The sequence below is a fragment of the Pedobacter aquatilis genome (assembly GCF_032678405.1).
GTDB lineage: Bacteria > Bacteroidota > Bacteroidia > Sphingobacteriales > Sphingobacteriaceae > Pedobacter > Pedobacter aquatilis_A.
On record NZ_JAVTSJ010000002.1, the window covers coordinates 280982 to 305914 of the forward strand.

The 24933-nt window shown below is 41.7% G+C and carries 26 protein-coding genes; 15 read left to right on the top strand and 11 right to left on the bottom strand.

Annotation, left to right across the window (positions count from 1 at the left end):
* The first annotated feature begins 102 nt into the window (after positions 1–102).
* Positions 103–786: a hypothetical protein gene (locus R2R71_RS06620; protein ID WP_316830469.1), complete on the top strand. Its 684-nt coding sequence runs from the start codon at positions 103–105 to the stop codon at positions 784–786.
* A 30-nt stretch (positions 787–816) separates the two neighbouring features.
* Here the strand turns inward: R2R71_RS06620 and R2R71_RS06625 are convergent, their stop codons facing one another.
* The 3 genes from R2R71_RS06625 to trmB form a co-directional block, all read right to left on the bottom strand.
* A complete protein-coding gene (locus R2R71_RS06625) occupies positions 817–1164 on the bottom strand; it encodes a carboxymuconolactone decarboxylase family protein (RefSeq protein ID WP_316830470.1) in 348 nt (115 codons plus the stop codon).
* An 84-nt stretch (positions 1165–1248) separates the two neighbouring features.
* Positions 1249–1578: an MGMT family protein gene (locus R2R71_RS06630; RefSeq protein ID WP_316830471.1), complete on the bottom strand. Its 330-nt coding sequence runs from the start codon at positions 1576–1578 to the stop codon at positions 1249–1251.
* The gene (gene trmB / locus R2R71_RS06635) at positions 1578–2228 is read right to left on the bottom strand and encodes a tRNA (guanosine(46)-N7)-methyltransferase TrmB (protein WP_316830472.1); all 651 of its coding nucleotides are present in this window, start codon (positions 2226–2228) and stop codon (positions 1578–1580) included. The genes R2R71_RS06630 and trmB overlap by 1 nt, the downstream gene beginning before the upstream one ends.
* A 114-nt stretch (positions 2229–2342) precedes the next feature.
* Between trmB and R2R71_RS06640 the strand changes: the two genes are divergently transcribed.
* Complete coding sequence (locus tag R2R71_RS06640) at positions 2343–3269, top strand: GDP-L-fucose synthase (protein WP_316830473.1); 927 nt, start codon at positions 2343–2345, stop codon at positions 3267–3269.
* Between the two features lie 3 nt (positions 3270–3272).
* On the opposite strand, the gene R2R71_RS06645 is transcribed toward R2R71_RS06640, so the two are convergent.
* Genes R2R71_RS06645 through R2R71_RS06655 form a run of 3 tightly spaced genes read right to left on the bottom strand, consistent with a single transcriptional unit; the run spans position 3273 to position 7469 of the window.
* Entirely contained in the window at positions 3273–3842 is a 570-nt protein-coding gene (locus R2R71_RS06645) for a Crp/Fnr family transcriptional regulator (RefSeq protein ID WP_316830474.1), read from the bottom strand.
* Positions 3843–3891: 49 nt separating this feature from the next.
* Complete coding sequence (locus tag R2R71_RS06650; RefSeq protein ID WP_316830475.1) at positions 3892–4674, bottom strand: GLPGLI family protein; 783 nt, start codon at positions 4672–4674, stop codon at positions 3892–3894.
* Positions 4675–4679: 5 nt separating this feature from the next.
* The gene (locus tag R2R71_RS06655) at positions 4680–7469 is read right to left on the bottom strand and encodes an outer membrane beta-barrel family protein (RefSeq protein WP_316830476.1); all 2790 of its coding nucleotides are present in this window, start codon (positions 7467–7469) and stop codon (positions 4680–4682) included.
* A gap of 944 nt (positions 7470–8413) precedes the next feature.
* On the opposite strand from R2R71_RS06655, the gene R2R71_RS06660 reads away from it, so the two are divergent.
* The 4 genes from R2R71_RS06660 to R2R71_RS06675 all read left to right on the top strand — a co-directional run bounded on the left by R2R71_RS06660 (position 8414) and on the right by R2R71_RS06675 (position 11386).
* Positions 8414–9025, top strand: a complete 612-nt coding sequence (locus R2R71_RS06660) for a GIN domain-containing protein (RefSeq protein WP_316830477.1) — start codon at positions 8414–8416, stop codon at positions 9023–9025.
* A gap of 145 nt (positions 9026–9170) precedes the next feature.
* On the top strand, positions 9171–9782 hold the full coding sequence (locus tag R2R71_RS06665) for an RNA polymerase sigma factor (protein WP_316830478.1): 612 nt from the start codon (positions 9171–9173) through the stop codon (positions 9780–9782).
* Positions 9775–10539: a hypothetical protein gene (locus tag R2R71_RS06670; protein WP_316830479.1), complete on the top strand. Its 765-nt coding sequence runs from the start codon at positions 9775–9777 to the stop codon at positions 10537–10539. The genes R2R71_RS06665 and R2R71_RS06670 overlap by 8 nt, the downstream gene beginning before the upstream one ends.
* 55 nt (positions 10540–10594) lie before the next feature.
* Positions 10595–11386: a hypothetical protein gene (locus tag R2R71_RS06675; RefSeq protein WP_316830480.1), complete on the top strand. Its 792-nt coding sequence runs from the start codon at positions 10595–10597 to the stop codon at positions 11384–11386.
* Positions 11387–11400: 14 nt separating this feature from the next.
* On the opposite strand, the gene R2R71_RS06680 is transcribed toward R2R71_RS06675, so the two are convergent.
* Positions 11401–14130, bottom strand: a complete 2730-nt coding sequence (locus R2R71_RS06680; protein WP_316830481.1) for a CHAT domain-containing tetratricopeptide repeat protein — start codon at positions 14128–14130, stop codon at positions 11401–11403.
* Positions 14131–14955, bottom strand: a complete 825-nt coding sequence (locus R2R71_RS06685) for a hypothetical protein (protein WP_316830482.1) — start codon at positions 14953–14955, stop codon at positions 14131–14133.
* A gap of 388 nt (positions 14956–15343) precedes the next feature.
* On the opposite strand from R2R71_RS06685, the gene R2R71_RS06690 reads away from it, so the two are divergent.
* Both R2R71_RS06690 and R2R71_RS06695 read left to right on the top strand, forming a co-directional pair.
* The gene (locus R2R71_RS06690; RefSeq protein WP_316830483.1) at positions 15344–15853 is read left to right on the top strand and encodes an RICIN domain-containing protein; all 510 of its coding nucleotides are present in this window, start codon (positions 15344–15346) and stop codon (positions 15851–15853) included.
* A gap of 247 nt (positions 15854–16100) precedes the next feature.
* Complete coding sequence (locus tag R2R71_RS06695; protein ID WP_316830484.1) at positions 16101–16463, top strand: response regulator; 363 nt, start codon at positions 16101–16103, stop codon at positions 16461–16463.
* Positions 16464–16466: 3 nt separating this feature from the next.
* Here R2R71_RS06695 and R2R71_RS06700 read toward each other — a convergent pair whose 3' ends face one another.
* On the bottom strand, positions 16467–16694 hold the full coding sequence (locus R2R71_RS06700; RefSeq protein WP_316830485.1) for a hypothetical protein: 228 nt from the start codon (positions 16692–16694) through the stop codon (positions 16467–16469).
* Positions 16687–16896 (bottom strand): hypothetical protein, encoded by a 210-nt coding sequence (locus tag R2R71_RS06705; RefSeq protein ID WP_316830486.1) that lies wholly within the window; start codon positions 16894–16896, stop codon positions 16687–16689. The genes R2R71_RS06700 and R2R71_RS06705 overlap by 8 nt, the downstream gene beginning before the upstream one ends.
* A 288-nt stretch (positions 16897–17184) precedes the next feature.
* Between R2R71_RS06705 and R2R71_RS06710 the strand changes: the two genes are divergently transcribed.
* From R2R71_RS06710 to R2R71_RS06725, 4 genes are all read left to right on the top strand, one after another.
* Positions 17185–18498, top strand: coding sequence for a paraquat-inducible protein A (locus tag R2R71_RS06710; RefSeq protein WP_316830487.1), 1314 nt, complete (start codon positions 17185–17187; stop codon positions 18496–18498).
* Positions 18499–18515: 17 nt separating this feature from the next.
* Positions 18516–19850 carry a paraquat-inducible protein A gene (locus R2R71_RS06715; protein WP_316830488.1) on the top strand — a complete coding sequence of 445 codons (1335 nt, stop codon included), beginning with the start codon at positions 18516–18518 and terminating at the stop codon, positions 19848–19850.
* A 104-nt stretch (positions 19851–19954) separates the two neighbouring features.
* Positions 19955–20959 (top strand): aldo/keto reductase, encoded by a 1005-nt coding sequence (locus R2R71_RS06720; protein WP_316830489.1) that lies wholly within the window; start codon positions 19955–19957, stop codon positions 20957–20959.
* Between the two features lie 64 nt (positions 20960–21023).
* On the top strand, positions 21024–21920 hold the full coding sequence (locus R2R71_RS06725; protein WP_316830490.1) for a helix-turn-helix transcriptional regulator: 897 nt from the start codon (positions 21024–21026) through the stop codon (positions 21918–21920).
* A gap of 56 nt (positions 21921–21976) precedes the next feature.
* Here the strand turns inward: R2R71_RS06725 and R2R71_RS06730 are convergent, their stop codons facing one another.
* Positions 21977–22423, bottom strand: coding sequence for a pyridoxamine 5'-phosphate oxidase family protein (locus R2R71_RS06730; RefSeq protein WP_316830491.1), 447 nt, complete (start codon positions 22421–22423; stop codon positions 21977–21979).
* Between the two features lie 240 nt (positions 22424–22663).
* Between R2R71_RS06730 and R2R71_RS06735 the strand changes: the two genes are divergently transcribed.
* From R2R71_RS06735 to R2R71_RS06745, 3 genes are read left to right on the top strand one after another with little or no spacing between them, the layout of a single operon-like run.
* Entirely contained in the window at positions 22664–23224 is a 561-nt protein-coding gene (locus R2R71_RS06735; RefSeq protein ID WP_316830492.1) for an RNA polymerase sigma factor, read from the top strand.
* Positions 23217–24008, top strand: coding sequence for a HEAT repeat domain-containing protein (locus R2R71_RS06740; protein ID WP_316830493.1), 792 nt, complete (start codon positions 23217–23219; stop codon positions 24006–24008). Before R2R71_RS06735 ends, R2R71_RS06740 begins: the two co-directional genes overlap by 8 nt.
* 25 nt (positions 24009–24033) lie before the next feature.
* Entirely contained in the window at positions 24034–24927 is an 894-nt protein-coding gene (locus R2R71_RS06745) for a DUF4097 family beta strand repeat-containing protein (RefSeq protein ID WP_316830494.1), read from the top strand.
* Positions 24928–24933 lie beyond the last annotated feature (6 nt).

Sequence of the window (24933 nt, forward strand, 5' to 3'; positions counted from 1 at the left end):
TTTAACCAAAGTTAATAATCTGATGAAACTAAAACGTATGAAAGTTTAGGAATGATGTGCTAAAAGCATTAAAATTGTGTTATCCTTTATATTGATATTACCATGAAATTTTTTCTTTTCTTATCTGCCATACTGCTCCTTGGTTTTAATGTTGTTTCAGCACAGGATTTTATTGTGAAAAACAATGACGATGTGATTCGCGGAACCATAAAAGGAACGGATTACTTTTCGGTTTTTATCAGTGCAAATGATGAGGCAGATGTGATTTTACCCGCGAAAGACGTAAAGAATTTTTTCTGGAATGGAAACAGTTACCTTAGTAAGGGCTTTGCAACGGGTAAAAACCTGGAGTATCGATTTGTAAAAATAATTGAGTTCGGTAAGGTAAATCTGTATGCATTTGGTGGCGAAAGATTAATGCCAGTTCAGAAGGAGAAAAAGGTAAGGTTTAGTCCGTCAATAGGCATTGGCACCGGAACCGGAAGTTATGGCGGTATGGGCATGGGTGGTGGAATAAGTATAGGCGGAGGGCGAAGCAATGCCCCGGAGCGTCCTGCGGGAACACCTGTAATCCGCTATTTTATTGAAAAAACCGGAGCAGGGCCTTTACAGGAAATTCCAATAAAAGCCATTACCGAAGAGGCCAAAAAAGCAGAGGTTAAAACAATCCTGCTTCAGAAACTTGGTGATGAACCCAATGTAAAAGCACAAGTAGAGGCTAATACCGCTTTAAACACCAAAGACGTTGCTGAACTGGTAAGAACCTATAACGAAGTTAAAAAATAAAGTATTGAGGTTTTAAGGATTAGAAAATCCTTAACCTGCGGCGTTTAGTTCATCCCAATACTCAACTGCCCTGCGGTAATGAGGTATTACAATGCTACCACCTACCAGGTTGGCAATCATGAATATTTCATTCATTTCATCTGAATTGACACCCGCTTCGTGGCATTTGCCTAAATGATATTTAATACAATCGTCGCAACGAAGCACCATAGAAGCCACCAGGCCAAGCATTTCTTTTGTTTTAACATCTAAAGCACCGTCGGCGTATGATGTGGTATCTAAAGCGAAAAAACGTTTAATATTTGTATTGGCCGTTTCCATTATCCTATCGTTCATTTTTTCGCGATAGCCGTTAAATTCTTCTACTAACTTGCCCATATTTATTTAATATTGAATGAATTATTGAGTGAGTGATTAATGCCCTGTGAGCCCTGATCCTAAAACCTTTTAAGCCTGAAAATCCTATTCGATTTCCTCAAGTGGGTTCCAGAACACCTTTTTAAAACCCACAACTTTATTGTTTTTAACTTCTACGCCTTCTGTTGCCAGCAGTTGTTCCATTAACTCCGGCGGACTAAAATGAAACTTTCCGGTTAACAGGCCGCTGCTGTTAACCACGCGGTGTGCCGGTACTTTCGGGTGTGCCATACCTGCATAAGCCATAGCGTGGCCAACCATACGCGATGATTTTGCAGCCCCCAAACTTTTAGCGATGGCGCCGTAAGAAGTTACCCGCCCTTTGGGAATTAACCTGACAATTTCATAAACCTGTTCGTAAAAGTTGCTATCCATTACTCAAATGAAAATTGAATGTAGTTGATATTTTTATCGTGCAACAAATACTTTTTCTCGTAATACGTTTTTATCGACAAAACATCGTCTACTAATGCTGATGTATACAAATGGTCGGTATTTTTATGCACTTTTAATCCCAGTTCTTCAACCTTTTCGCAGGTATAGGCATAAAGCTGGTCGTTATCTGTTTTAAGGTTAACTTTTCCACCTTTTTTAAGAATCTGTTTGTACTTATTCAGAAACGCAGGAAAAGTTAAGCGCTTTTTCTCCCTGCTGATTTGGGGTTGCGGATCGGGAAAAGTAATCCAGATTTCATCTATTTCACCTGCGCCAAAAAAATCAAGCAGGTTTTCAATCTGAATCCTTAAGAAAGCTACATTATCGATGCCATCTTCAATAGCGGTTTTAGCACCACGCCATATGCGGTTGCCTTTGTAATCGACCCCGATAAAATTCTTTTCCGGAAACAAGCGGGCAAGGTTTACCGAATATTCGCCCTTTCCACAAGCCAGTTCCAATACAACAGGGTTGTTATTCTTAAAATGTATACCTGCCCATTTTCCCTGCAAGGCCTTTCCTTCTTCTAATTGATATACGTTTGCAAAAGTTTCTATCTCTGCAAATCGCCTAAGTTTATCTTTACCCAAAAGTTTTTTTTCGGCAAAAATAAGATTAATTATTTATTGCTTTATTTTTCAGGACAGTTATTATGGCTTTGTTATTAATTCCCTGTATTTTTGACTGATTTTAACAGAGCATCATTGGAAAAAAACGCTAAAATATATGTTGCAGGCCATCGCGGCATGGTGGGTTCGGCAATTTACCACAAATTACAAAAAGAAGGTTACAGCAACCTGATCACCAGAACTTCTTCTGAATTGGATTTACGCAATCAGCAGGCGGTAACTGATTTTTTTGCTGCTGAAAAACCTGATTATGTTTTTCTTGCGGCAGCAAAAGTGGGCGGCATTATTGCCAACAATACCTACCGTGCTGATTTCCTTTATGAAAATTTAGCCATACAGAATAATGTAATTCACAACGCATATTTAAACGGGGTTAAAAAACTAATGTTTCTGGGGTCGAGCTGCATCTATCCGAAAATGGCACCGCAACCTTTAAAAGAAGATTACCTGTTAACAGGAACTTTAGAGGAAACCAACGAACCTTATGCGATAGCGAAAATTGCTGGTATAAAAATGTGCGATGCCTACCGCGACCAGTATGGTTGTAACTTTATCTCGGTGATGCCAACCAATTTATATGGCTATAACGACAATTACCACCCCCAAAACTCGCATGTTCTTCCTGCATTGATCCGGAAGGTGCACGAAGCCAAGATAAATGCCGAGCAGCAGGTTACGGTATGGGGTTCGGGCGCACCAATGCGGGAGTTTCTTTTTGCTGATGATTTAGCCGATGCCTGTTATTTCCTGATGGAAAATTACAATGAGCCAAACCTGATTAACATCGGTGTAGGCCACGACTTAACCATTAAAGACCTGGCACTTTTAATTAAAGATGTTCTGGGCTTTGAAGGCGAACTGGTTTTTGATGCCAGCAAACCTGATGGAACACCACGTAAGTTAATGGATGTTACTAAACTCCACAACCTGGGCTGGAAACACAAAATTGAATTACGCGAAGGTATTGCCCTGGCTTATGAGGATTTTCTGAGCAGACATTAAAACCTATTTTTTAGCCCTGATTTTACTCAAAAATTCAGGAGTAAAGCCTAAATAGGAGGCCAGCATATATTGAGGAACCCTTTGCACAAATTCGGGAAATAAGCTGTTAAAATGACGGTATCGTTCTTCGGCGGTGAAACTGTACAAAAACATGATTCGCCGTTGTGCGGCCTGGTGTGTTTTCTGTAAAACCAGCCTGAAATACTTTTCCGTTTTGGGCAACCGCTCAAACATTTCGTCATAGTGGTGTTTCTCTATGGCGATTACCTCGGTGTTTTCAGCAGCCTGGATAAAAAACTCAGAAGATTTCTGGAAAAGAAAACTTGTGAGGTCTGTAATCCACCAGTTTTCTATAGCGAATTGTGTGGTTTGTTCCACCCCCTTGATATCTATAAAGTAAAGCCTTAAACAACCTTTAACAACAAAGTAATTAGCCTTGCAAACCTGGCCCTGTTCCAGTAAAAAGGATTTCTTTTTAACGGAAAAAGATTTGAGCAATGCGGCAAGTGTATCTTGCTCATCATTACTCAAATCTGCAAATTTGTTAATATGGTTATAAAGTGCGCTATACATTTTCGTTTCGAAATCAGGCTAAATTAAGCATAATTCCGGAACAGTAAGCTTAGAGAGAGAATGCTTTTAAATCGGGTTGTGCATATTCTCCCCAGTCTTTCATTGCAGCCATCAATACTTTTTTAAGACCTGCATTATCAACAGGTTTACCTTTTGCAGGTGGCAGTAATTCCTTTTCAGGGACAGTGATTTCTGTAACCTTAGTAGCAAACCAGGTTATGTTTTCATGCGGTAACGCTAAGCCCAGAATCATTCCAGGCAAGCCGGCAAAAGATTCAGGTCCGCCTGAAACGGCAATCTGGTTACAATAATATGCAACTACATAAACCGAATCCATAATAATTGCATTTGCCCTACGGCATTCGTAGCCGGCAATATCCCGGGTTTCATCCGTAATTTTCCAGTTAATCCTGCGGATGCTGTCTTTTACCAGGTAAGTCGCTTCGTAAACACTTTTTTGTGTGGTACTGGTTTCGGTTTTAAAATCGGTTCCAACTATATTTTTTAAATCCGCAATCGGATTATTGTTTAGCCAGTTACTATTAGGGGGAACAACATCATCTGAAAATTTATACAAACCTTTCTCACTGTTAAATTTAAGCGTACTTTTTGCCGATTTAAACTGAGGGTTATTCTTTTTATAATTATCAAAAGCCTGCGTCATGTAGGTTTCATTATTCTTTGTAATCCTCTTTTTTATAAGAGCGTACATATTTGACCGCTTCTCGAACTCGATTACGCCATTTTTAATAAAATGTACATTTTGTGCTAAACAATGGTCAGCAATAAAGATCATTGTACAAATAATGGTAAGTTTTAATATTGTTTTCATGGTTCTTAGTTTTGAGGTTTAGCGCCGCCACCCATTTTGCTGAAATCCCAGCTAACGGAGAACATAAAATATCTTCTGATGGTTGTATAGGTACTCTGTGTAATGTTACCATTTGAGGCCGAACGGTTAAAGCCCTGGTTTTGATTTAAAAGGTCGAAACCGGTAACTGAGGTTTTCAGGTTTTGTGCTTTGAAGAACTTTTTACTTAATGTAGCATTCCATAAAAACTGGGTAAACGACTCGTTAAAAGCCTGCGTTTTTCCGCGATAATTATAATCACCGCTGGTGTTAATTTCAAATTTTCCCGGTAACTGAACACTTCCAGAAATATAGCCGAAAGCGCCCCATCCATTACTATTAAAAGCTTTTTGAACTGAAGCTTCAGTGGTAGAATAACTTGGGCCGAAATAGGCATATACACTAAACTTTTTCTCTACATACTTTTGGATATTAATTGTTGGTGAATAAGATGTAGACTTAGTTTCATTTAACACATTGTTAATGTAGTTATAAGAATTACTTCCGAACATATTGAGCCCTACACCCATAGTTATGCCCAGCAATTTCCTGTCAATACCTGAATATATATTGTAACTGGCAGGTGTTTTATCCGAAATATTTACAGATTGATAAGTACTTTTTCCTGCTGCATCAGTTATCACGTTGCTTACAATCGGATTATTAGTGAAGCTGTAACTTCCGCCAATATAGATGGATTGGCTTGTTAAAACCTTGTAAGAGCTGTAACGGGCATTTAAATTACTTCGAAAAGATGGCCTTAAATCAGGATTTCCTAAGGTTATATTAAGCGGATCTGTATTTACCCGAATTGGCTGAATCTGATCTAAAGATGGTTGATTTGTATTACCATTATAATTTAATCTGAAGTATTTCTGCTGAGAGAAATTATACTGATACATTGCCTGAGGCATGTAATTGATGAATTTTCTATCGTAAGTTTTATTGTTATATAAATCTTCCTGCTTAAAATTAACACTACTAAATTTAGAGCCAATGTTAACCAAAGCTTTACCTTTCTTATAATTAAATACTGCTCCTCCCTGGTTAATCACCTGATCTAACTGGTAGTCATTACTAAACTGCGTATCAAAAATATCGTACCTGCCAGGTAATGACTGGTTGAATGATTTTCTATCTGACCTCCCGTTAATAAGGTTTAGTCCATAATTCACGACAAGCGTTAAAGAAGTCGTTATTGGTTCGGTATAAGCGAGATTTGATTTAAATACATTATTTGTAATGTTGTTTACTTTATACTGATCCACATTTACCACACTATCCTGCACACCGGCGGTATTAAAGAACTTATTTTCAGAATTCAGATAACCTTCTGTTTTCGTATTTGTAATTGACTGATTTAAATTAAGCGACAGGGTTCTGCCTTTTTTCTTAAGTCTTTTTGTTAAAAATGCATTGATATTAAATATTTTATCATCACCGTCATTGGTTAGTTTTCTTGCACTGGTATTTAACAAGCTATTATCACCCCTGGTGCTTAATGTAGCATAATCATTAAACGTTGTGCTATGTTTTAGCGTTCCATCAACATTTACTTTCAGTGTTAAGGTCGTATCAAGCTTAATTTCATAAGTGGCATCAAGTTTTTGCCTGAAAATATCATTATCGAAGGTTTGGCTGGAATTGCTGTTGATAATTCCTGAAGCAAGATTATTCTGACTTATAGTAGCCCGCTCGCCCACCACTCTTAGTGAACCAATTTTGTAATTTGTATTTAAAGATTCCTTATCATTATTCCATTTATTGTCGAAGTGTACACCACCTGATCTTGCAACCGGAATGCCCTGTCCGTTATACTGCCCTCCAAATGAATCTAAATCATCGCCACTGCCTGAAAAATAAATTCCTCCATCATCGCTAACTGTACCAGCACCTGATGAGCCGTACTTTTGGCTGTCCTGCCAACCTAAACCTACTTTACCCGTATTACCCAATACACCATAGGCAGAAAACTTCTTTTTCCCGGTAAATTTATTAAACATCAATTCACCCTGATAAAAATCATCAGTTCCCACGCCCCCAACAGCTTTTCCGAAATAACCATTTTTAGCGTTTTCTTTAAGCTTAATATTCAGTGTTTTAGTTTTTTCACCATCATCAACACCCGTAAATGTAGCCTGGTCACTTTTCTTATCATAAAGCTGAACTTTATCAACCATATCGGCCCTGATGTTTTTGGTTACCAACGTAGGGTCGTCTCCGAAAAACTCTTCCCCATCAACCAGCACCTTTACATTGGTTTGGCCCTGAGCAGTTATCTTTCCATCTTTGTCTATCTGAATACCCGGAAACTGCTTAATCAAATCTTCAACCTTTGCATTAGGTTCAATGTTGTAGGCCTGAGGATCAAATTCGGTCGTATCGCCTTTAATCTTTATAGCAGAACGATTACCTTTTATAATTACGTCGGCTAAGATCTGTGCTTTCCCTGTTAAATTAATCTTCCCGTAATCCACATCCTTCTTCGTAGAATCGAGTGTAAAGTGGTCTACGAAATCAGCGTATTTCGGATAGGAAACCAAGAGAATATATTTACCGTTTCGGATGTTGGTTAACTCAAACATACCGTTATCCAGTGCCCGGGTAAATTTAACCATCGTAGAATCTTTTGCATTAAGCAGCGAAACAGAGGTATTCCCTAAAATTGTTGTTGATGCCGTATCGATAACGCGGCCTTTAATAGTGTGCTGGTTTTGCGCCCTGGACGACACAAAACAGAAAATCAGAAAGCACACTGAGAGTAGTAGTCTTTTCATTGAGAGATTTGGTTTATCCACCGAATATAAAACTAATTTCTTAGTTTAAAAGAGCGTTAACATATTTTAACAAAAATGTTATTCATGGTTAACACCTTCTTAATCGATTTAGTAAGCAGTTTTGTCTTATTGGCCCTTATCATTGCTAAGATTTGGAAGGCGACCGGATAAATCCTTCGACTAGGCTCAGGAGGACGATCCATAACCAATACAATCGGCTTTACTCCGGCTTTTACTCTGGTGTCTTATCACAATGAGTAGAGAAAACCTTTACTCAAAGCCGTATTTTATCCGACACTTCTTCGGCAGGGCTTTTACTGCCAGCCGAACTTGTGCCGAAGTTTTCCCGAACTTTTTCAGGTGTTTTCCCGAACGGTTCCCGAACAGTTCCCGAAGCGGTGCTGAAGCACACCGGGAGATCACACGAAGTAAGGGTGGCTAAAACACGGACTAAAGTCGGACTTGACACGGACTAGAGGTGGACTTAACCATGAAATTATTGATGAATTGTTTTACCGTATATAGTAATACAGCTATTGGGTTAAGCCTGAGTGGGTTATGTATACAAATTTCTGAATTTCGTTTGAGTTATACAAGTTGTATTTATGGATTTATGTCTTTCAGACTTCCAGATCATTTAAGCTCTCCTTTTCTAAGTTGGTAATAACAAGGCACTCTCCTATGGTATAGCATATATGTTTTTCAAGTGTGGGGTATGCCCGCCGGTTGCCTGATAATCCGGGCAAGCAGTGGGATGGCATATGCTAAAGATGTAAAATGGCTTTAGCTCTACTATTTACCAACTGCTGTTCGTCTATAAATTACAGGCGTTGGTAGAAAAGTTCGCTGTACTGGTATAATAAGGGCTTTTTCGCTGCAACGTTTTGGTGGTGCCGGCGTCTTAATATCAAAAAACAAAAGCAAAAACCTTAAAACATAAAGTCATGAAAACATTAGCCAAAACAGTATTCGCAATCGCATTAACAGCAGTAGTATTCACTTCATCGGCTATGGCCGCAACAGTTACTACACCAGAAACAACAGTAAGTGCAGCTAACACTTTGCCAGCCTTTAACCGCATCTGGGTAAGTGGCAACGTAAAACTGGTATTAACACAGGGTAGCACTAACACGGTTGCGGGCGATGAGCATTTCGATCCTGCGATCACCTACCTTAAAAGTGATGGTAAAACCTTGTTCATTAATTCCACTGCATCAAATCAGGTAACCTTAAAAATAAGCATGAAAGATCTGGAACGTATCGAAGCTTATGGTCAATCGGTAGTGGTAACCAGCAGCAACTTTGATGTAAAAAACCTGCAGTTGTTCTTAAACCAGAGCGCTACGGCAAAAATCAATACCACAGCCAAAAGTTTATATACCGTAGTACAGGAAGATGCGGTATTAAAATTAAACGGTAGTGCACAGCACAGCACGCTTGTAGCAGCAAACATGAAAAATGTAAAAATGAACGATTTTGCCAGCCAGCGTTCAGCATCTTATACATCGGAAGAAATAATGAAAGCTGAAGAAACCGCAATGGTACTGGCCAAATAAAAAAGAATTTAACTCACTATACAGCTCAGCTGCTCCTTTTTGGGGCAGCTTTTTTTGTTTTAGAGGGCTTTGGGGCTTGCCGGCGAAAAGGATAAAGCTTACCTTGGTTACATAATCAATCCCAGTATTTACTTAGTTATAGCAGATGAGAAAATCATCCTCAAGGTTTAGTGATGCAGAAATTATAGTGATGCTAAAAGCAGAGCGACTGAGCAGTGAAGCGGTAAAGTTTTTATACCAGGAGCATTATGCGGTGTTGAGTGGTTATGTAAAACAGAACCAGGGCTCGGCACAGGATGCTGAAGATATTTTTCAGGAGGTGGTGCTTAGCTTTATCGAGTTGCTGCGGCAGGGTAAGTTTCGTGGCGATTCATCCCTGCGTACCTTTTTGTACAGTTTGAACCGCTTTGCCTGGCTTAACGAACTTCGCCGCCGCAACAAACGCCTTGCCCGCGAAGATAAATTCGGCGCTGTACAGGGCGAGCACGAGCCTGATATAAGTGTAGTTATGGCGGGTCGTGAGAGCCGAAGCCTGGTGAGCGATACCATAGGCAAGCTTGGTGAGGTATGTAAAAAGATTCTGCTGGCTTACTATTATGAAAACCTGCCTATGAAGGAGATTTTAAAACTGGTGAGTTTCGAGAGCGAGCAGGTATTAAGGAACAAGAAATATAAATGCATGAAAGGTTTAGAGCAGCTGTTTGCCGAAAACCCTTCGCTGGCAGAACAATTTAAAGCAGCATTAAATTATGAATAATTCGGAAGAAGAAAGCGTACTTATACAGTATTTAGATGGCAGCTTAGATGAAGCCGCAAGGTTATCTTTCGAAAGGGAGCTGGCTACAGATGGTGGCTTGCGGGCTGAACTGGCCAATATGGAAACGGCCAGGCAAGCCATACGGCATTATGGTTTAAAGGCCGAGCTGGCGGACATACACCGCGAGGTGATGGAAAGTACCGCTGCTCCGGCAGTACCATTAAAGCTGCACCGGCCGGGTAGGTTTGGCAGGTTGTATAAAATTGCGGCGGGTATTTGCGTGGTGATTTTACTGGCGCTTTTATACAAGATTAACCGTGTTAGCGGCGATAAGCTATACCAGGAGCAGTTTGTGGCCTATAGTATTGATACCGATCGCGGAGCGGCCAATACCGATGCCATCGCTGCGGCCTATATGCAGGGAGATTATGAAAAGGTACGTTCCCTATATGCAGGGTTAAATACCGCTTCACAGAGCGACCGCTTTCTGGCAGGGCAGGCATACCTGGCTTTAAAGCAGCCTGCAAAGGCCGCAGAATTATTCAAGGTCATTGCTGGGGATGGGTCAGACGCCAATGCTTTTCATGATGATGCCGAATATTACCTGGCGCTGAGTTACATTGCTGATGAACAGTTTGCTATGGCCTTGCCGATTATGGATAAAATTTATGCCGACAGCAACCACCTGTACCATGAAAAGGTATCGCTAAGTACCCTTAACGATTTAAAATTATTGAAACTGAAAAAAAAGTTTTAGCGGGCGGTTACATCTGGCGGGCCAGTGTTTACAAATGATTAAAAAACGATTAATCATGAACAAGCTAAAACACAAAAACAGTATGAAATATGCGGCAGTACTCTTTGCCTTATTAGGTTTAAACAGCTGCAAGAAAGATATCGGCGGTGCCGTTACACAGGAGTCGCAAATTGCCTTTAGCGTAAAGGCAGATTTAAGCGCAACAAATAATTCAGGAAATGCCTTGAGTAGTATTGGTACAGTGGCGGGCTCGGGTTCGGGGGCAAGCAGTTCGGCAACTACGCCTGCAGTTAACTGGACCGAAGGATCGGCTAACGTAAGCAAGTTTGAGTTTGAGGCCAAGAAAGGCAATGTAAAAAAGGAAATTGAGGTAAAGGGGCTGAACAATATTAATTTATTTGCCATCGATCCATCGGTAGTAAAGTCGGTTATTGATACGGGTACTTACCGCGAAATTGAACTGAAACTGGTATTGGCCAAAACCACTTCAACAGCTATTCCGCTAAGCCTTAAAGGTACTTTCACTGCTACAGATGGTACGACAACACCGCTGGAAATTAATGTAAATGACGATTTAACGGTGAAAGTAGAACTAGATAATGTGAAGATCGATGCTTCAACCGACCTCAAAGCTACTTTTGTGCTGGGCTTGAATAAAGTGCTTCAAGGCCTGAGCATTGCCGATTTAAGTACAGCAACAAAAACTTCAGGGAAAGTAATCATTAGCAGCACTTCAAATACAGCGCTGTTGAACAAAGTGAAAATTAACCTGCAAAATATTGCCGCCGCTAAAGTAGAGAGCCAGCACAAAAGTGGTAAGGCAGAAGATGGTCCCGGACACGGATAAGTACCGATCGAAGCTTAACGTTTCCGGAGCTTTACAAAAAGTTTCCGGAAGCCTAAAGCTAATAACACACAAACAGGAATCATAAGCAGATATACCCAGGTTTTTCCTGGGTTTTCTGTTGTAAAGCCTCCTGTGTAACGCAAGTGCGCCCAGTATGCGGGGTTCTTTTTGGCCGGCGAAATATTTTTGTCAGCAAGGTAATCGCCCCTAGCTAATTGTAAAGCTTTGGCGTAGCCGTTACCCTTGCCCAGGTAATGGTGAAAGGATTTAAGAATAATGGCTGTTGAGGCGTCATCAGCATTCCACATTGAGGTAATGGTATGGTCGCAACCGGCATAGGAAAAGGCCCTCGAGAGGCTCATAAGTCCCTCGCCATTTACCAGCTGGCCCTTCCCGCTTTCGCAGGCGCTAAGCAAAAGCAGTTTAACGTGACTCAGGTTCAGGTTGTATACTTCGGGTAAATAAAGCCTTGTTTTAATACTGCTGTCGGCCTGCTTAGGGTAAAAGGCAATATACGATTTTGAGGGCTGCTGGTTATCAGCCAGGGCATGTGTAGCCAGGTGAATGATGTCGTACTTATTCGCCAGCTGATCAAAGCGCTGTTTGGTAGCGCCGGCATTAATTAGCCGCTGACCGGTTAAGCCAACTGTTTCCTGCAATGAATGGCTTAGTACAGGCCACTTGCTATCGTTAGGTGCAGCAAAAGGTGCAAAGGAAAGGGTTTTCAGGTTTTTATTCCCTTCAGGTATGCTGCTGTTTTGCAGGATATTGCAGGAGTAATTATAGGTTAAAGAATATTTTGCCAGGAGGGCTTCGCCATGATTATCTGTTAATTCTTCGAAAGGCAGCAGGTTTAGCTGGTCGTCGGGGATAATCACCAGATCCGTTTTGCCTGTCAGGTAAGCAGATACCGGTTCGATGAGGTATTGGTACAACTTGCCCGTTGCCTGTTTCATCGCCCTGTTGTGGTTGCCCCCCTTAAGCTGAGTGATTGTTTGCAAGGTATTTAATTGCTGATAGAAATCCTGGTTAAAGGGAATTTCGGAAAAGTTAAAATGCTTAGCAGAAATGGCAAAGCACAAAAGACTGTTATTGCCGATGTGATAAGAGAGCACGGTGGTTGAAGCAGGGATCTGCTCCTGAAATTTTGCCAGCACCAATTTTTCTGCGGCAATGTTAGCGGAAGGGGCATGGGTTATCCTTTGAATTTTCTCCTGCACATTGGTAAGTGCAATAATTGCATTGTTAAGTTGTTGCCTGCTGCTATCACCGGCGGCAGTTAAAGAGAGACGGGTAATGGTGTTCTTGAGTTGTGTTTCTGCCTGAAGCAGTGGCTGTGGCACATTTGTTCCCGACCTGATGCGAAGTGCCTCACGGTTAAGGGCTACAATGGCCGCTTTGTTTTCTTCGTCGAGGTAAAAAGCCTTTTCTATGTAAAGCCTTTTCCCGGTGTTTTTAAAAAGCTGCATGCAGGCGGCTATAGCGGCCTTATGCACCTGGTACTTACGTTCGCTGATGAGCAGCCGTGCTTCGTCGTTATCATAAAACCTGCTGATATGCGCCGCGAGCTTATAAAAAGAGTTATAAGTTTGCAAAGCGGCATCCAGGTCAGTGTTCCGGTGCATGCGGTGATATAAAAGCTCCTGTGCTGCGGCTTTAGCAATTAGTGTTTCGAGTAGTTCGATGGTGTTAAAAACGCCGCTGTATTTTTCGGGATTGTTGCTGGTATAAGCAGGGTTAAAACCCGGATGAAAGCTGCGGATAGCATACTGGTAATAGGAAATGCCTTTAGTTAGCTGCCCCAGCTGTATCCAGGCATCGCCAGATAGTTTCAGTGTGATCCCTTTGATGTGCTGTGGTGTGTTAAGTGCTAACGGTTGCTGCGCCTTGAAGAGGTAATGTAAGGCGCTATCAGGGAGCTTTTTCAGCAGAAATGCTTTAGCAAGGTCGTTAAGTTGCGCTGGCTGCTGCAGCGGCAGCTTGCGTAGGTACATTAAGGTACTGTCGGCCTGGTTCATGGCCAGGTAAACTGCCCCAATGTTATGGTTGAGGTTTTCAGTTTCCTGCCGGTAAGCGAGCAATTGCTGGTAAATGGCAAGTGCTTCACGGTAACGTTTAAGTTTCCGGTAGGCCGCGGCTAAATTATTCTGGTAGGTGAGCAGTAATGTTTTGTCGTAAGCTTTGCTGCTCTTGAGTACGGAGATTGCTTTTTCGTAAAAGGGAATACTTTTGTTGTAATTCCCGGTGGCATAAGCCATAACGCCGAGGGTGTTAAACAGGCGTTCCTGCTCCTTTACTGTTGGAAACCTTTCGGCTATTGCTTTTGCCTGCAGGTAACAGTTATTTGCCGAGTCGGGCTGACCTAAACGATAAAAGCTGTTTCCGCAATATACATAAGGGGCAAAAAGAACTGAATCGGCAACAGCTTTTACCTGCTTTTTTAACCGGAAGGCTTTCTTAAAAAAGATTATGGCTTCCTGTTGCCTGTTGAGCACCTGCATAAAGGCACCTGCACTGGTGTAGGTTTTGAGCAAAAAAGCATCATCGGCCTTAGTTGCTGATAATGCTTTAATCACCTCGAGATAATATTTTTCGGCCAGGGCATCAGTCCGATCGCTGGGACTGGCGCTGTTGGCATAGTGTTCCGCTAGTGCGAATTGTTTTTTATAGGATGGCAGGGCCAGCCTTTGAGCGGTAGCAGTATTAAGAAAGAACAGGCATATTAGAAAAAAGCACCTGTTCATCTAGTTTCCAACAACGATGATACAAGGCGGTCGGGGCCTGGCCAGGCTTTCCGATCGTGCCGCCATACTCAGGAGGTTCTGGGTGCTGAGCGTCGTTGTCTGGTTGTCGGTACCTGCGGCTACGACTGTGGTTTTTCTTACGGCCAGCAAATCCGTTAAATATTTAGGGATTTCTTTAGCATTGCGATAGAAGTATATTTTAACATTAAGGCCATTTACGGTTTTGTTGCTGCCATCATTAATGCGATAGGCTAGTTTTACCTGCTCGGTTGCGCCGGTATCAATAGCCTGGTTGCGGATAGATTGAGCCAGGTTAATACGTGCATTTTCGCCATTTATAACAATGCCTGCTTTCTTGCAGTTCCCTTGTTCATCGAAGACGTTGCTTTTGCCGGGATTTGGAAAAGCCAGCTTCGCGTCTGCATTATAAATCGGTTCGGCAATAGAATCACCTTTGGAAAGGTTAAAGATCTTATCGGGATAGTTAATGCCTGAAACGGTAACATAGCTTTTAATGCTTTCTGTACTTCCCGTTGGTGTAAATAGAACCAGGTAGCGTAATCCTGTTTCACTTTGGTTTACATCGATATTGCCGGTTTTCTTATCAATTTTTAAGCCCTCGGGTAAAGCGGCATAAGTTCCTGTCTGAGCAATAATGGGTTTAACCACCACATTGCTACCCTGAATGTAGAAAACAGAATCGGTATAAATCTTTTCGGTTTTTACGACGGGCGTAGTTGTTGTAGTGTCTTGTTTCTTGCAAAATACAAACAAGAGTGTACAGGCAATAAAAAATATAAATGCTTTAAGATTTCTGGCTAACATATTTGGTATCAAAAGAAAGGGGGATGATGTGCTGCTGTAATCAGGTTCCAAAATTACAGAATATTGTTTAATAATTCTCAATTTTTGTAGCCGCCACAATAATGCATATTCTTTTAAAATTGCGGAACCAGCGGGCGATTTTCTGGTATGTATTGATCGGATTTTTTTTCATATGCCTGTTTATTTAATAAGTAAATGCTGCATTAAAAAAAGTAACCTGATTATTTATCTTTTTTTAGCTAAAATGGTTAGTGCCAGCAAGTGGTTTGCCGCTATTGTATTTACGGCACTAAAATGCTTTTGGTTGCCAGGTGAAACAGGAATTAAAAAAATCAAGATGGTAAAACACTTTTCCCATTTGCTTGTTGCCTTAAAAAAAACATTTAAAATGAAGGGCTTTAACCGGAAACGAAGTTACCTCCTGCTGCTGTTTTTACTGGTTTTTACCACCATGGGCATTGCACAGGAAATCAGTGGCAACTATGCCATAAAAAATTTAGAAACCGGCCTGTTATTAAGGGTAAAGGATGCAAACAGCAAGAACGGAACCCCGCTGGTGGCTTATGAACCTCAGAACTGGAAATGTATGACCTGGGATTTCATTTCGGCAGGCGATAATGTTTATCAGCTTAAAAACCTCTTTACAGGAAAAACCTTTCAGCAAAAGGCGGGCAGTGATGGCTCTACACTGGAAGAACAGCCTCTGGAAAAGGGTAAGGAAGCGCAGCTTTACACTTTCGAGGCAGTTGGGGAAAATATTTACCGGATAAAACTAAAGGGAAGTACACTGTATTTAACCAACAACAAGGCAGAAGTGAATGCGCCGATTGTGTTGAAGCCAAAGACCACGGACAAAAACCAACTATGGCAAATCTATCAGCAGTCGCCAACGATGTAATGCATCGGAAACAGCCATTTTATTCAATTTTAGGGTAAATATCCAGCCCTGTGCAAAGAACAGAATGAATAAAAACATTTCCGTCCTGTAGCCGTTTATGCTGAAAAGCAACCCAAGCTCAGGAAATTAACCATTGCAGATGATATTTTAATGATGCAGCATTTGATGGCAGTGCTGAAACCTTTTGTATTGGTTACCGTTTTAAACTGCCCGAATTATTTTAACCTATAAAAACAAGCAACTATTCATGAGCCGAAAGCGCATACTCATACTTGATGATGATTACAATACTTTAGATGCCCTGGCCCTTTTATTTGAACACGAAAACTATACCATTGTTACCCTAAGCCAGCTCTATAGCATCAATATCATCGACGACATCAGCTTACTTAAACCTGATGTGATTCTGCTTGACATTAATTTTGGTGAATTTAATGGTATGGATTTATGCCTGCAGCTAAAGGAAAATCTGATTACTGCTTCACGCAAAATTATCCTCATGAGTGCCGGGAATTATGCCGCCGTGGCCTTCGACAGCAAATGCGATCATTATATCCAGAAGCCTTTTTTATCAGAAACTTTACTGGAAAAAGTTTCCGAACTTGTTTAGCTATTATTGCTCTTTCTTTTCGAAAGCTTCGAAGGCAATCTCCAGATCAGATTTCCGGGCATAAATTACCTTATCTTTTGCACCAAGCTGCCCCAGCATGGTAAATAATGTAATAGAATTCGATGCGCCATGGAGTTCGAAAGCGGTATGGAGTTCTTTTAATTTTACAGGATTAATTTTTAGCACCGCAAAAACATCCTCATTTTTTTCAAAATCTTCTTGTTTAATCATTGCAATAACCTTCTCCAACCTGGTAGTTTCCCCTGCTTCTTACAGGTACAACCTCACCACTTTCCAAATAAATCTTATACATAGGTCTTCCATCTGCAGGCGAAGCCTCAGTACTGATTGCCGTAATTACGCCACAAATCTTCTTTTTGCAGCCCGACAAACCCAGTAAGATGATCCAGGAAATGCAAAGGAACTTCCTCATTATTGATTAGTTAGACAAATTTAATACCAATTAACGACAAAAGCAGTATAAGTTGTATGATTAATTGTGTTAATTTTTTGAATAGCTGTAAAGTTTAACCCATTAATCAGTTTAAATGAGTTGTTGCTCCCTTTATAAATAGCATTATTGCCCATAATTAATAAAAGGTGATGTAAAACCTTTTTGCCTTATTGTTGGTTTAACTGCAATATCCGGCAAGGTTTACTCCTGCCGGCCTGTTCATCCTTAGCGATGAAAATGAATTAGCGTTACCTAAGCATTTTAATTTTGAAAACATTAGCAAAAAACAAAGGCGTTCTTGCCAAACTGCTCCTGATTGCGGTGCTGGCTATATTACTGGCTGCCGAGGGTTATTCTGGTTTCAGGTTGCATGAGCTTTCCAATCATCAGGAACAGATTAAGGAAGATTATGCTAATATCAACAATATCACTTACGGGCTTTTTTCAGTACAGAAATGGAAAGACAATGTGGCAGACATTGTACATCACCAGGTGCGCAACCTGAAAATGACAAAGCGACAGAAAAAAGTATTACAGGGTGAGATTGAGCAGGTATTAAATGCCTTGATTACCAAGGCAGAAGGGTTGGTAAACAAACCTAAGAAAACGCTTAGCGGAAAAATCCAGAAGTTCGCTATCCGCAATTTTGTTAATTCAGACAGCATCAGGGCACAGGTACCGGTATTTGCCAGAAAGATTATTGCTGAAGTAGATAACCCCCGTAACAAGCGGCAGCTGAGTAAAATGGCGATGGGCGAATTTAACCAGCTGGCCAATGAAGAAAAGCTCGACAGTGCATTTGTAATTAATGGTAAAGCTGTGAAAGCCATGTACAAAAGGTATGGTGTAACTTCTACCGATGCATTAAATGACAAGCTGGTTTCGCAGCTTTCGGAAATACGTAAAAAAACCTATGCCCATTCTTTTGCCATGCTGGCTTGCGTGGTTATTGTACTGGCTTTCTGGTGGGGCTTGCGTAAGCGCCGCGACCTGCATGTGCCGCTTTTTATCATGTCGTTGCTTTTTGCTTTCATCCTGCTGGCGGTAGGTCTTACGGCATCGATGATTGAGGTAGATGCCCGCATCCGATCGCTCGATTTTGTGCTGCTTGGTGAGCATGTTACCTTTAAAGATCAGGTGCTTTTTTTCCAGAGTAAAAGCATTATGGATGTAGTAAGGGTACTGATTGGGCAGCCGGGAATAGATTCCATTTTGGTAGGGGTGCTTATCCTTGTTTTCAGCATTCTTTTTCCCGTTGTAAAGCTAAGTTCAACAGGTGTACACCTGCTGGGCAATAAAAAGCTGGCCGAGAATGGCGTGATTAAATATTTTGCCTTTCAGTCGGGTAAATGGAGTATGGCCGATGTAATTGTAATTGCCATCCTGATGGCCTATATCGGGCTTAATGGTTTGCTAGAAGGGCAGCTGCAGGCACTTAATATCAGGAACGATTCCTTAACCATTCTTACCACCAACAATACGGCATTACAGCCAGGTTACATCATCTTTATCAGTTTTGTACTGTATGGCCTAATCCTTTCTACAATCCTGAAATTTATTACACCGCATGATGCCCATTAACCTTACGATTATTTTTTATGGAACAGCATACTAATCTTCCTCAACATAAGCCTGTAAAAACCAGTAAGGTGGCCTTCGCGGCGCTGATGCTTTTGCTCAGTGTGTTACTGGTTGTGGCCGCATTTTTCAGCTATCGTTTCTATCACCTCACTGTAGAACAAAAGCACATCAAAGAAGATTACAGCCTCTCGAACAACATTACTTTCGGCATTTTCTCAGTAGACAGATGGGGCGAAAAAATTTCGGCTGTTGTTGATCAGCGGGTAAAGGGATTTAAACTTACCGGCGACCAGAAAAAGGATATGCAAAGGCAGGTAGAGAAAGAACTGCATAACCTGATTAATGATGCGGTTTCGGAAATTACCAAGCCACAGAAAAGCCTGGGGGGCAAACTCAAGAAACTGGCTTTTAAAAGCTTTGTGGATGTAGATGAGCTGCATGCCCTGGTACCCTCCTTTGCCCGGACCATTGTACTTAAGATTACCAGCCCCAGCAGTTTAAAAAAGATAAAAGGTATTGCCACAAGCAAGGTAGATGAACTGGAAAAGCAAACCTACGACCGTACCGATACCACCATCAGTACGGTTGAACGTAACATTTACCGCAAATACCATGTTGCCAATAACAGCCGTTTTGAGCAGCTGGTAAATAAAAGGCTGGCACAGATTAAAGAAGAAAGCTTTTCTGCGGCACTTTTTATCCTTGGTTGTGTTACTGTGGTTTTATTGATGTGGGTTTTTTTAAGGAAGCGCGAGCAGCTCCATGTGCCGCTCTTTATCATGTCGTTGCTCTTTGCCGTAATATTGCTTGCCCTTGGCGTAACTGCGCCCATCATAGAAGTTGATGCGAGGATTAAAACACTTGAATTTGCATTGCTGGGCGATAAAATTGCTTTTACGAACCAGGTGCTTTTCTTCCAGAGCAAAAGCATACTTGGCATTATCGGCACCCTGATTGAGCAGTCGAAACCTGATGCCGTGCTGGTTGGTGTGCTGCTGCTGGTTTTTGTTGTAGCCCTTCCCTTTTTACGGCTTGTGGCAAGGGGCATTCATGTTTCCTGTGCACACCTTTTTGGCAGCCGAAAGGTGTTGCGTTTTATGGCATTTGACCTGGGTAAATGGGATATGGCTGATGTAATGGTGGTTGGTATTGCCATGACGTATATCGGGCTTAATGGTATCCTGAAAAGCCAGCTTTCCGGGTTGAACATCGAAAACGATACATTAAAAACCGTAACGGCAAACAATTCGGCCTTACAACCGGGCTTTTTTATTTTTGTAACCTATGTGGTCTACACCATGGTATTGTCTTTTATCCTTAAAAAAATTGATGAGCGGAATGGCCCCTGTTAGGGCTGTTTTGACTTTCCTTGTTTTGCATACAAGAATCGTGATTTTGCATACAAGTACCTCTGGTAACTTGCCCAACTTTGAGCTATCAAAAAAAGCTTACAATTATGGAAATTAAAAAAATTGCATTAGGAAGTGAAGGTCTTGAGGTTGTGCAGATCGGTTTGGGTTGCATGGGTATGACCGGATTTGAAGAGGGACACATGTATGGCCCTGCCGATGAAGCAGAGGCTATCGCTACCATCCACCGTTCGCTTGAGCTGGCCGGTAATTTTTTAGATACTGCCGATTTATACGGACCACTAAAAAATGAGCAGCTTATTGCCAAAGCCATTGCCGGAAAGCGCAATGAATATACCATTGCCACTAAATTTGGCTGGGAGATTAACGACGAGAATAAAGTGACCTGGGCCATCAACGGCAAAAAGGAATATGTAAAAAAAGCTGTTGAACGCTCGCTTAAAAACCTGAATACCGATTATATCGATTTGTATTACATGCACCGGCTGGATAAAGATACCCCGATCGAAGAAACGGTAGGCGCCATGGCCGAACTGGTAAAGGAAGGGAAAATCGGTTACATTGGTTTGTCGGAAGTGTCGTCAGAAACCATTAAAAGGGCACATGCGGTGCATCCGGTTACGGCTGTACAAAGTGAATATTCGTTGTTCGAACGTACTGTTGAGGAACGCGGGATCCTGAAAACCCTGCAAGATTTGGGCATTGGTTTCGTGGCTTACTCACCATTGGGCAGGGGCTTTTTATCGGGCGAAATTAAAAGTATAAACGATTTACCTGAAAATGATTTCCGCAGGGCGATACCACGCTTTCAGGAAGCTTATTTTCATAAAAATATTGAGCTTGTAGCAGCTATATCGGCTATGGCTGCTGAAAAGCAGGTGAGCCCATCGCAACTTGCCCTCGCCTGGATTATCAGTAAGGGAATTGTTCCGATTCCGGGAACCAAAAGGAGAAAATACCTGGAGGAAAACCTGGCGGCTGCGGCCATTATGCTTAGCAGTGCTGATCTAGACAAGCTGGAAAGTATCGTGCCACTGGGTACCGATACCGGCGAACCTTATGATGCCTTTAGCATGGGGCTGATTGATTAATTTTTTGTAGGCTGCATTTTACCGTGCAGCCTATGCTTTATCCTTAAATATTTACATTCGTATCATGAATGCCATTAAATCTGTTTCGCAGTTTCATAAACTTTTATCCTTGCCCGAGCCGCTGCACCCGTTGGTAAGTGTCATTAACCTGGAAGGCTGTATTTTTCTGGAAGATGAAATCTGGAAGGGCTTTGTAAACCGTTTTTATTGTGTGGCCCTAAAAAGAGAAGCTACGGGAAAAATAAAATACGGACAGCAGCATTACGATTATGATAAAGGTGTGCTCAGTTTTACCGCACCAAACCAGGTACAATACCTCGATTTGCAGCATGTTGAATGTGGTTCGGGCTACCTGCTTAGTTTTCATCCTGATTTCCTGCTGAAACATCCCCTGGCGAGCAACATCGGCAGCTACGGTTTTTTCTCTTATGCCGTAAACGAAGCCTTACACCTTTCGGCGGAAGAGGAGGCCGATCTGATTGCCATTTTAAATAAAATTGACAAGGAATGTGCGCACATCGACCGCCATACACAGGAGATTATCCTCTCGCAGATAGAGTTATTGCTCAACTATTCCAACCGCTTTTATGAGCGGCAGTTTATTACCCGGAAAAACAACAACCACCAGCTGCTGGCGAAATTTGACTCACTGGTTGACGAATATTTCAATGAACAGCAGGCCAGTGAACAGGGGCTGTTAACGGTACAACATATTGCAGGTTTGATGAACCTGTCGCCCAATTACCTGAGTGATTTACTGCGCATTCATACCGGGCAGAATACGCAGCAGCACATCCATGAAAGGCTGATTGAAAAAGCAAAAGAACAGCTTTCTACTACTGCCTTGTCAGTAAGTGAAATTGCCTATGCACTGGGTTTTGAGCATGCACAATCGTTCAGTACGCTTTTTAAAAAGAAAACGAACATGTCGCCAGGCGTATTCAGGCAGCTTTTTAACTAATGGCTGCGATTTTACAGATTTAACCTGTTAGGCTGAACCTGTTTAAGGTCATCGCCCTAAGCTTCTATATCATGCGCTTCATATCTACCACTAACGGCTGTCAGCACAATCTTATACACAATAATATGTTCATGTTCTTCGGGCTTAATGCCGTGTGAAGGTTCTTCAGTTGGGCGGTTGGTAAGGGGCATAATGCGGTGGATAATCCCCTGCATGGCCTGCTGGCGCTCCGCACCTTCAAGCTCGATGTAATTTCCCCAAAGGATAGCACTCTTCCACCTGAATGTATCGGTGATTTCATCGACCTGAAAACACACCTTAGGGTTTGCCCGCATCATATCGATCTTTCTGCCTTTTCCTGAGTGGGCATAAATGGCATTATCACGGTAAACGTAATTAATGGGCACAATGTAGGTTTCGCCATCGGCATGGCAGCCAAGGCGGCCAACAACCTGTTGTTCCAGAAAATCGATAAGTTCTCTTTTGTTTAAATTGCCTAACATAGCTGTATCTTTTTGATTTACAGCTTAAAGTTGCAGAATCAGCCCTTAGCGGGAAGTGATCTTAATCACTTTATGGGATGATTTGGGGGAGGTTCAGGAGAATTATTTACCTATCTTGTAGCAGGAATCACCATCCGGCAAAATAATTTTAAAATAATTTCAATAATTGATGCAACATTATGTGGCATCCTGCGACTTCCATACAGAAACCTATTACGAAGCTAATTTAACGACACGATATTGTACTCAAAAGAACAGATAACTGATCAGGAACTGATTGCAATGTGCCTTGAAGGTAAAGACTCGGGATATACCGGCCTTTATAACCGTTATGCAGGGCGCATATACAATTCCATCAGCCGCATTGTTTCCCATACGGGCGAAGCGGAAGATATACTGCAGGAAACATTTTTCACTGTTTTCGGGCAGCCGGAGAAGTTGAAAAGTCTGGTGAGTTTTGAGGCCTGGGTAAGAAGGCTGGCTATAAACCGTTCGATTAACCATTTACGGAGAAGGAAAATAGCCTTTACGGATATGGGTGAAATGGAACTGGCGGCCGATGAGGAATATGATGCTGATGAAAATGAAATTTTCGAATGCAAGGTGGAGGATGTGAAAAGAAGTATAGAGGATTTGCCCGATGGTTATCGCACCATTTTGAGCCTGTATTTGTTCGAAAAGATGAACCAGGAAGAAATAGCGGTTATGCTGGGAATATCGCACGCTACGGTACGTACGCAGTACCACCGGGCGAAGAAAAAAATATTATTATCATTAAAAGACAAGTCTTATTATGAATGATCCGATAAAAGAATTTGTAGCGCAGAACAGGGCCGCATTCGATGAGCTTGAGGCCCCGGCCTTTAACCTTGAGGGATTTAAGGCCAGGATGAAACAGCCTGAACCGGAAAAAAAGGTTAAAAAACTCTGGCCGGCCACAAAATGGATGGTAGCCGCTTCGGTATTGCTGGTAGCAGGTGCCGCGTTTTTAATACTAAGGATTGGCAACACAACATCTTCCACGGAAAAGCTGGTGCAGCAAGTAAAAAAGCAGCCAATGGCAATGCCGCAAGAAGACCGGAAAGCTGAACCTGTTATTGCCTTGCAGGAGCAGGAAAAAGAACATATCGTTTTTGCTTCAAATGTTAAGCATGTAAAACCAAAGTTCAGGGTGATGCCACAGCCCGATGCAATGACGAATGTTTATGCCAAGCTGAGCGACAGCAGTTCATCAAGTACGAGGCTTGCTGCCATACTGGAACTGGATAAATCGGGCCAGGTTAGCAATGATGTAATGAACCGACTGGCCAGTACCTTAAACCACGATGAAAACAGTAACGTAAGGCTTGCGGCACTGAGTGTGCTCGAAAAATACAGTTATGATGCACATGTTTCGGCATTGCTGGTACGCTCATTAAACACACAAAGCGACCCTATGGTGCAGCTTGGTCTTGTGAACCTACTTGGTAAGATGAAAAACCTGAATATTAACGATAAACTTTATGCCCTGGCTAACGATCCGAATACGTTCGATGCCGTTAAAGATGAAGCATACAGCCTTTTACTTAAAGAAGATAAACTATAATAATTGAATTAAAAAAAGCAAACAAATGAAAAAACAACTAGCAGTAATTGTTGCGCTTGTGGCCGTTACCTTGTCGGCCTCGGCACAGAAAGAATACAAGCTTGCCAAAAGCTCAGGAAAGTTAAACCTGAACATCAGCGGTGCAATTGTAGAAGGTTATAATGGTAAGGAAATTATTTTCAGCACCGCCAAATCGGATAATGATGTAGTAGATGAAAGAGCCAAAGGCCTTCGCATCATCAGCGGTTCAGGTTTTGTAGATAATACCGGAATGGGCATCGATGTATCAGAGAAAGGCGATGAGATTAATGTGAATACTGTTCGCAAAGGGGTACGTAGTGGAATTATTACCATTAAAGTACCGCAAGACATTAAAATTGCCTTTAATAACACTGCCGTAAACCAGGACGAACTGATTTTAAGAAACTTAAAAAATGAAATCGAGATTTCGGTAAACTACACTAAAATTAAGCTGGAAAACAATACAGGACCAATGAACGTAAAAAGTCTTTATGGCTCGGTTGATGCCAGTTTCTCAGGCGAGATAAAAGGCCCGGTTTCTATTATTTCGGTTTATGGTTATGTAGATGTATCAATGCCTGCAAGCACTAAGGCTAATGTTGAGCTGGGTACAAGCTATGGTAATTTATATGCCGGCGAAGGTTTTAAAATCGCAGTGGAGAAAGGTACAAACGAAAAACCAGAAGCTGCATTCACATCAGGAAGCGTTCAGGGATTAACAACAACAACAGGTCAGAGCTTTGCAACAACTTCTTATACCATGAATGGTCAAGGTAGTATCAATGTAGAATCTTACATCAGAAAAGACAGGGAAAGCCTTAAAGGTAAACTTAATGGCGGCGGCGCAGATGTTATCTTGAAATCGAACTACAAAAATGTTTATTTAAGAGAGAAATAAGACTCT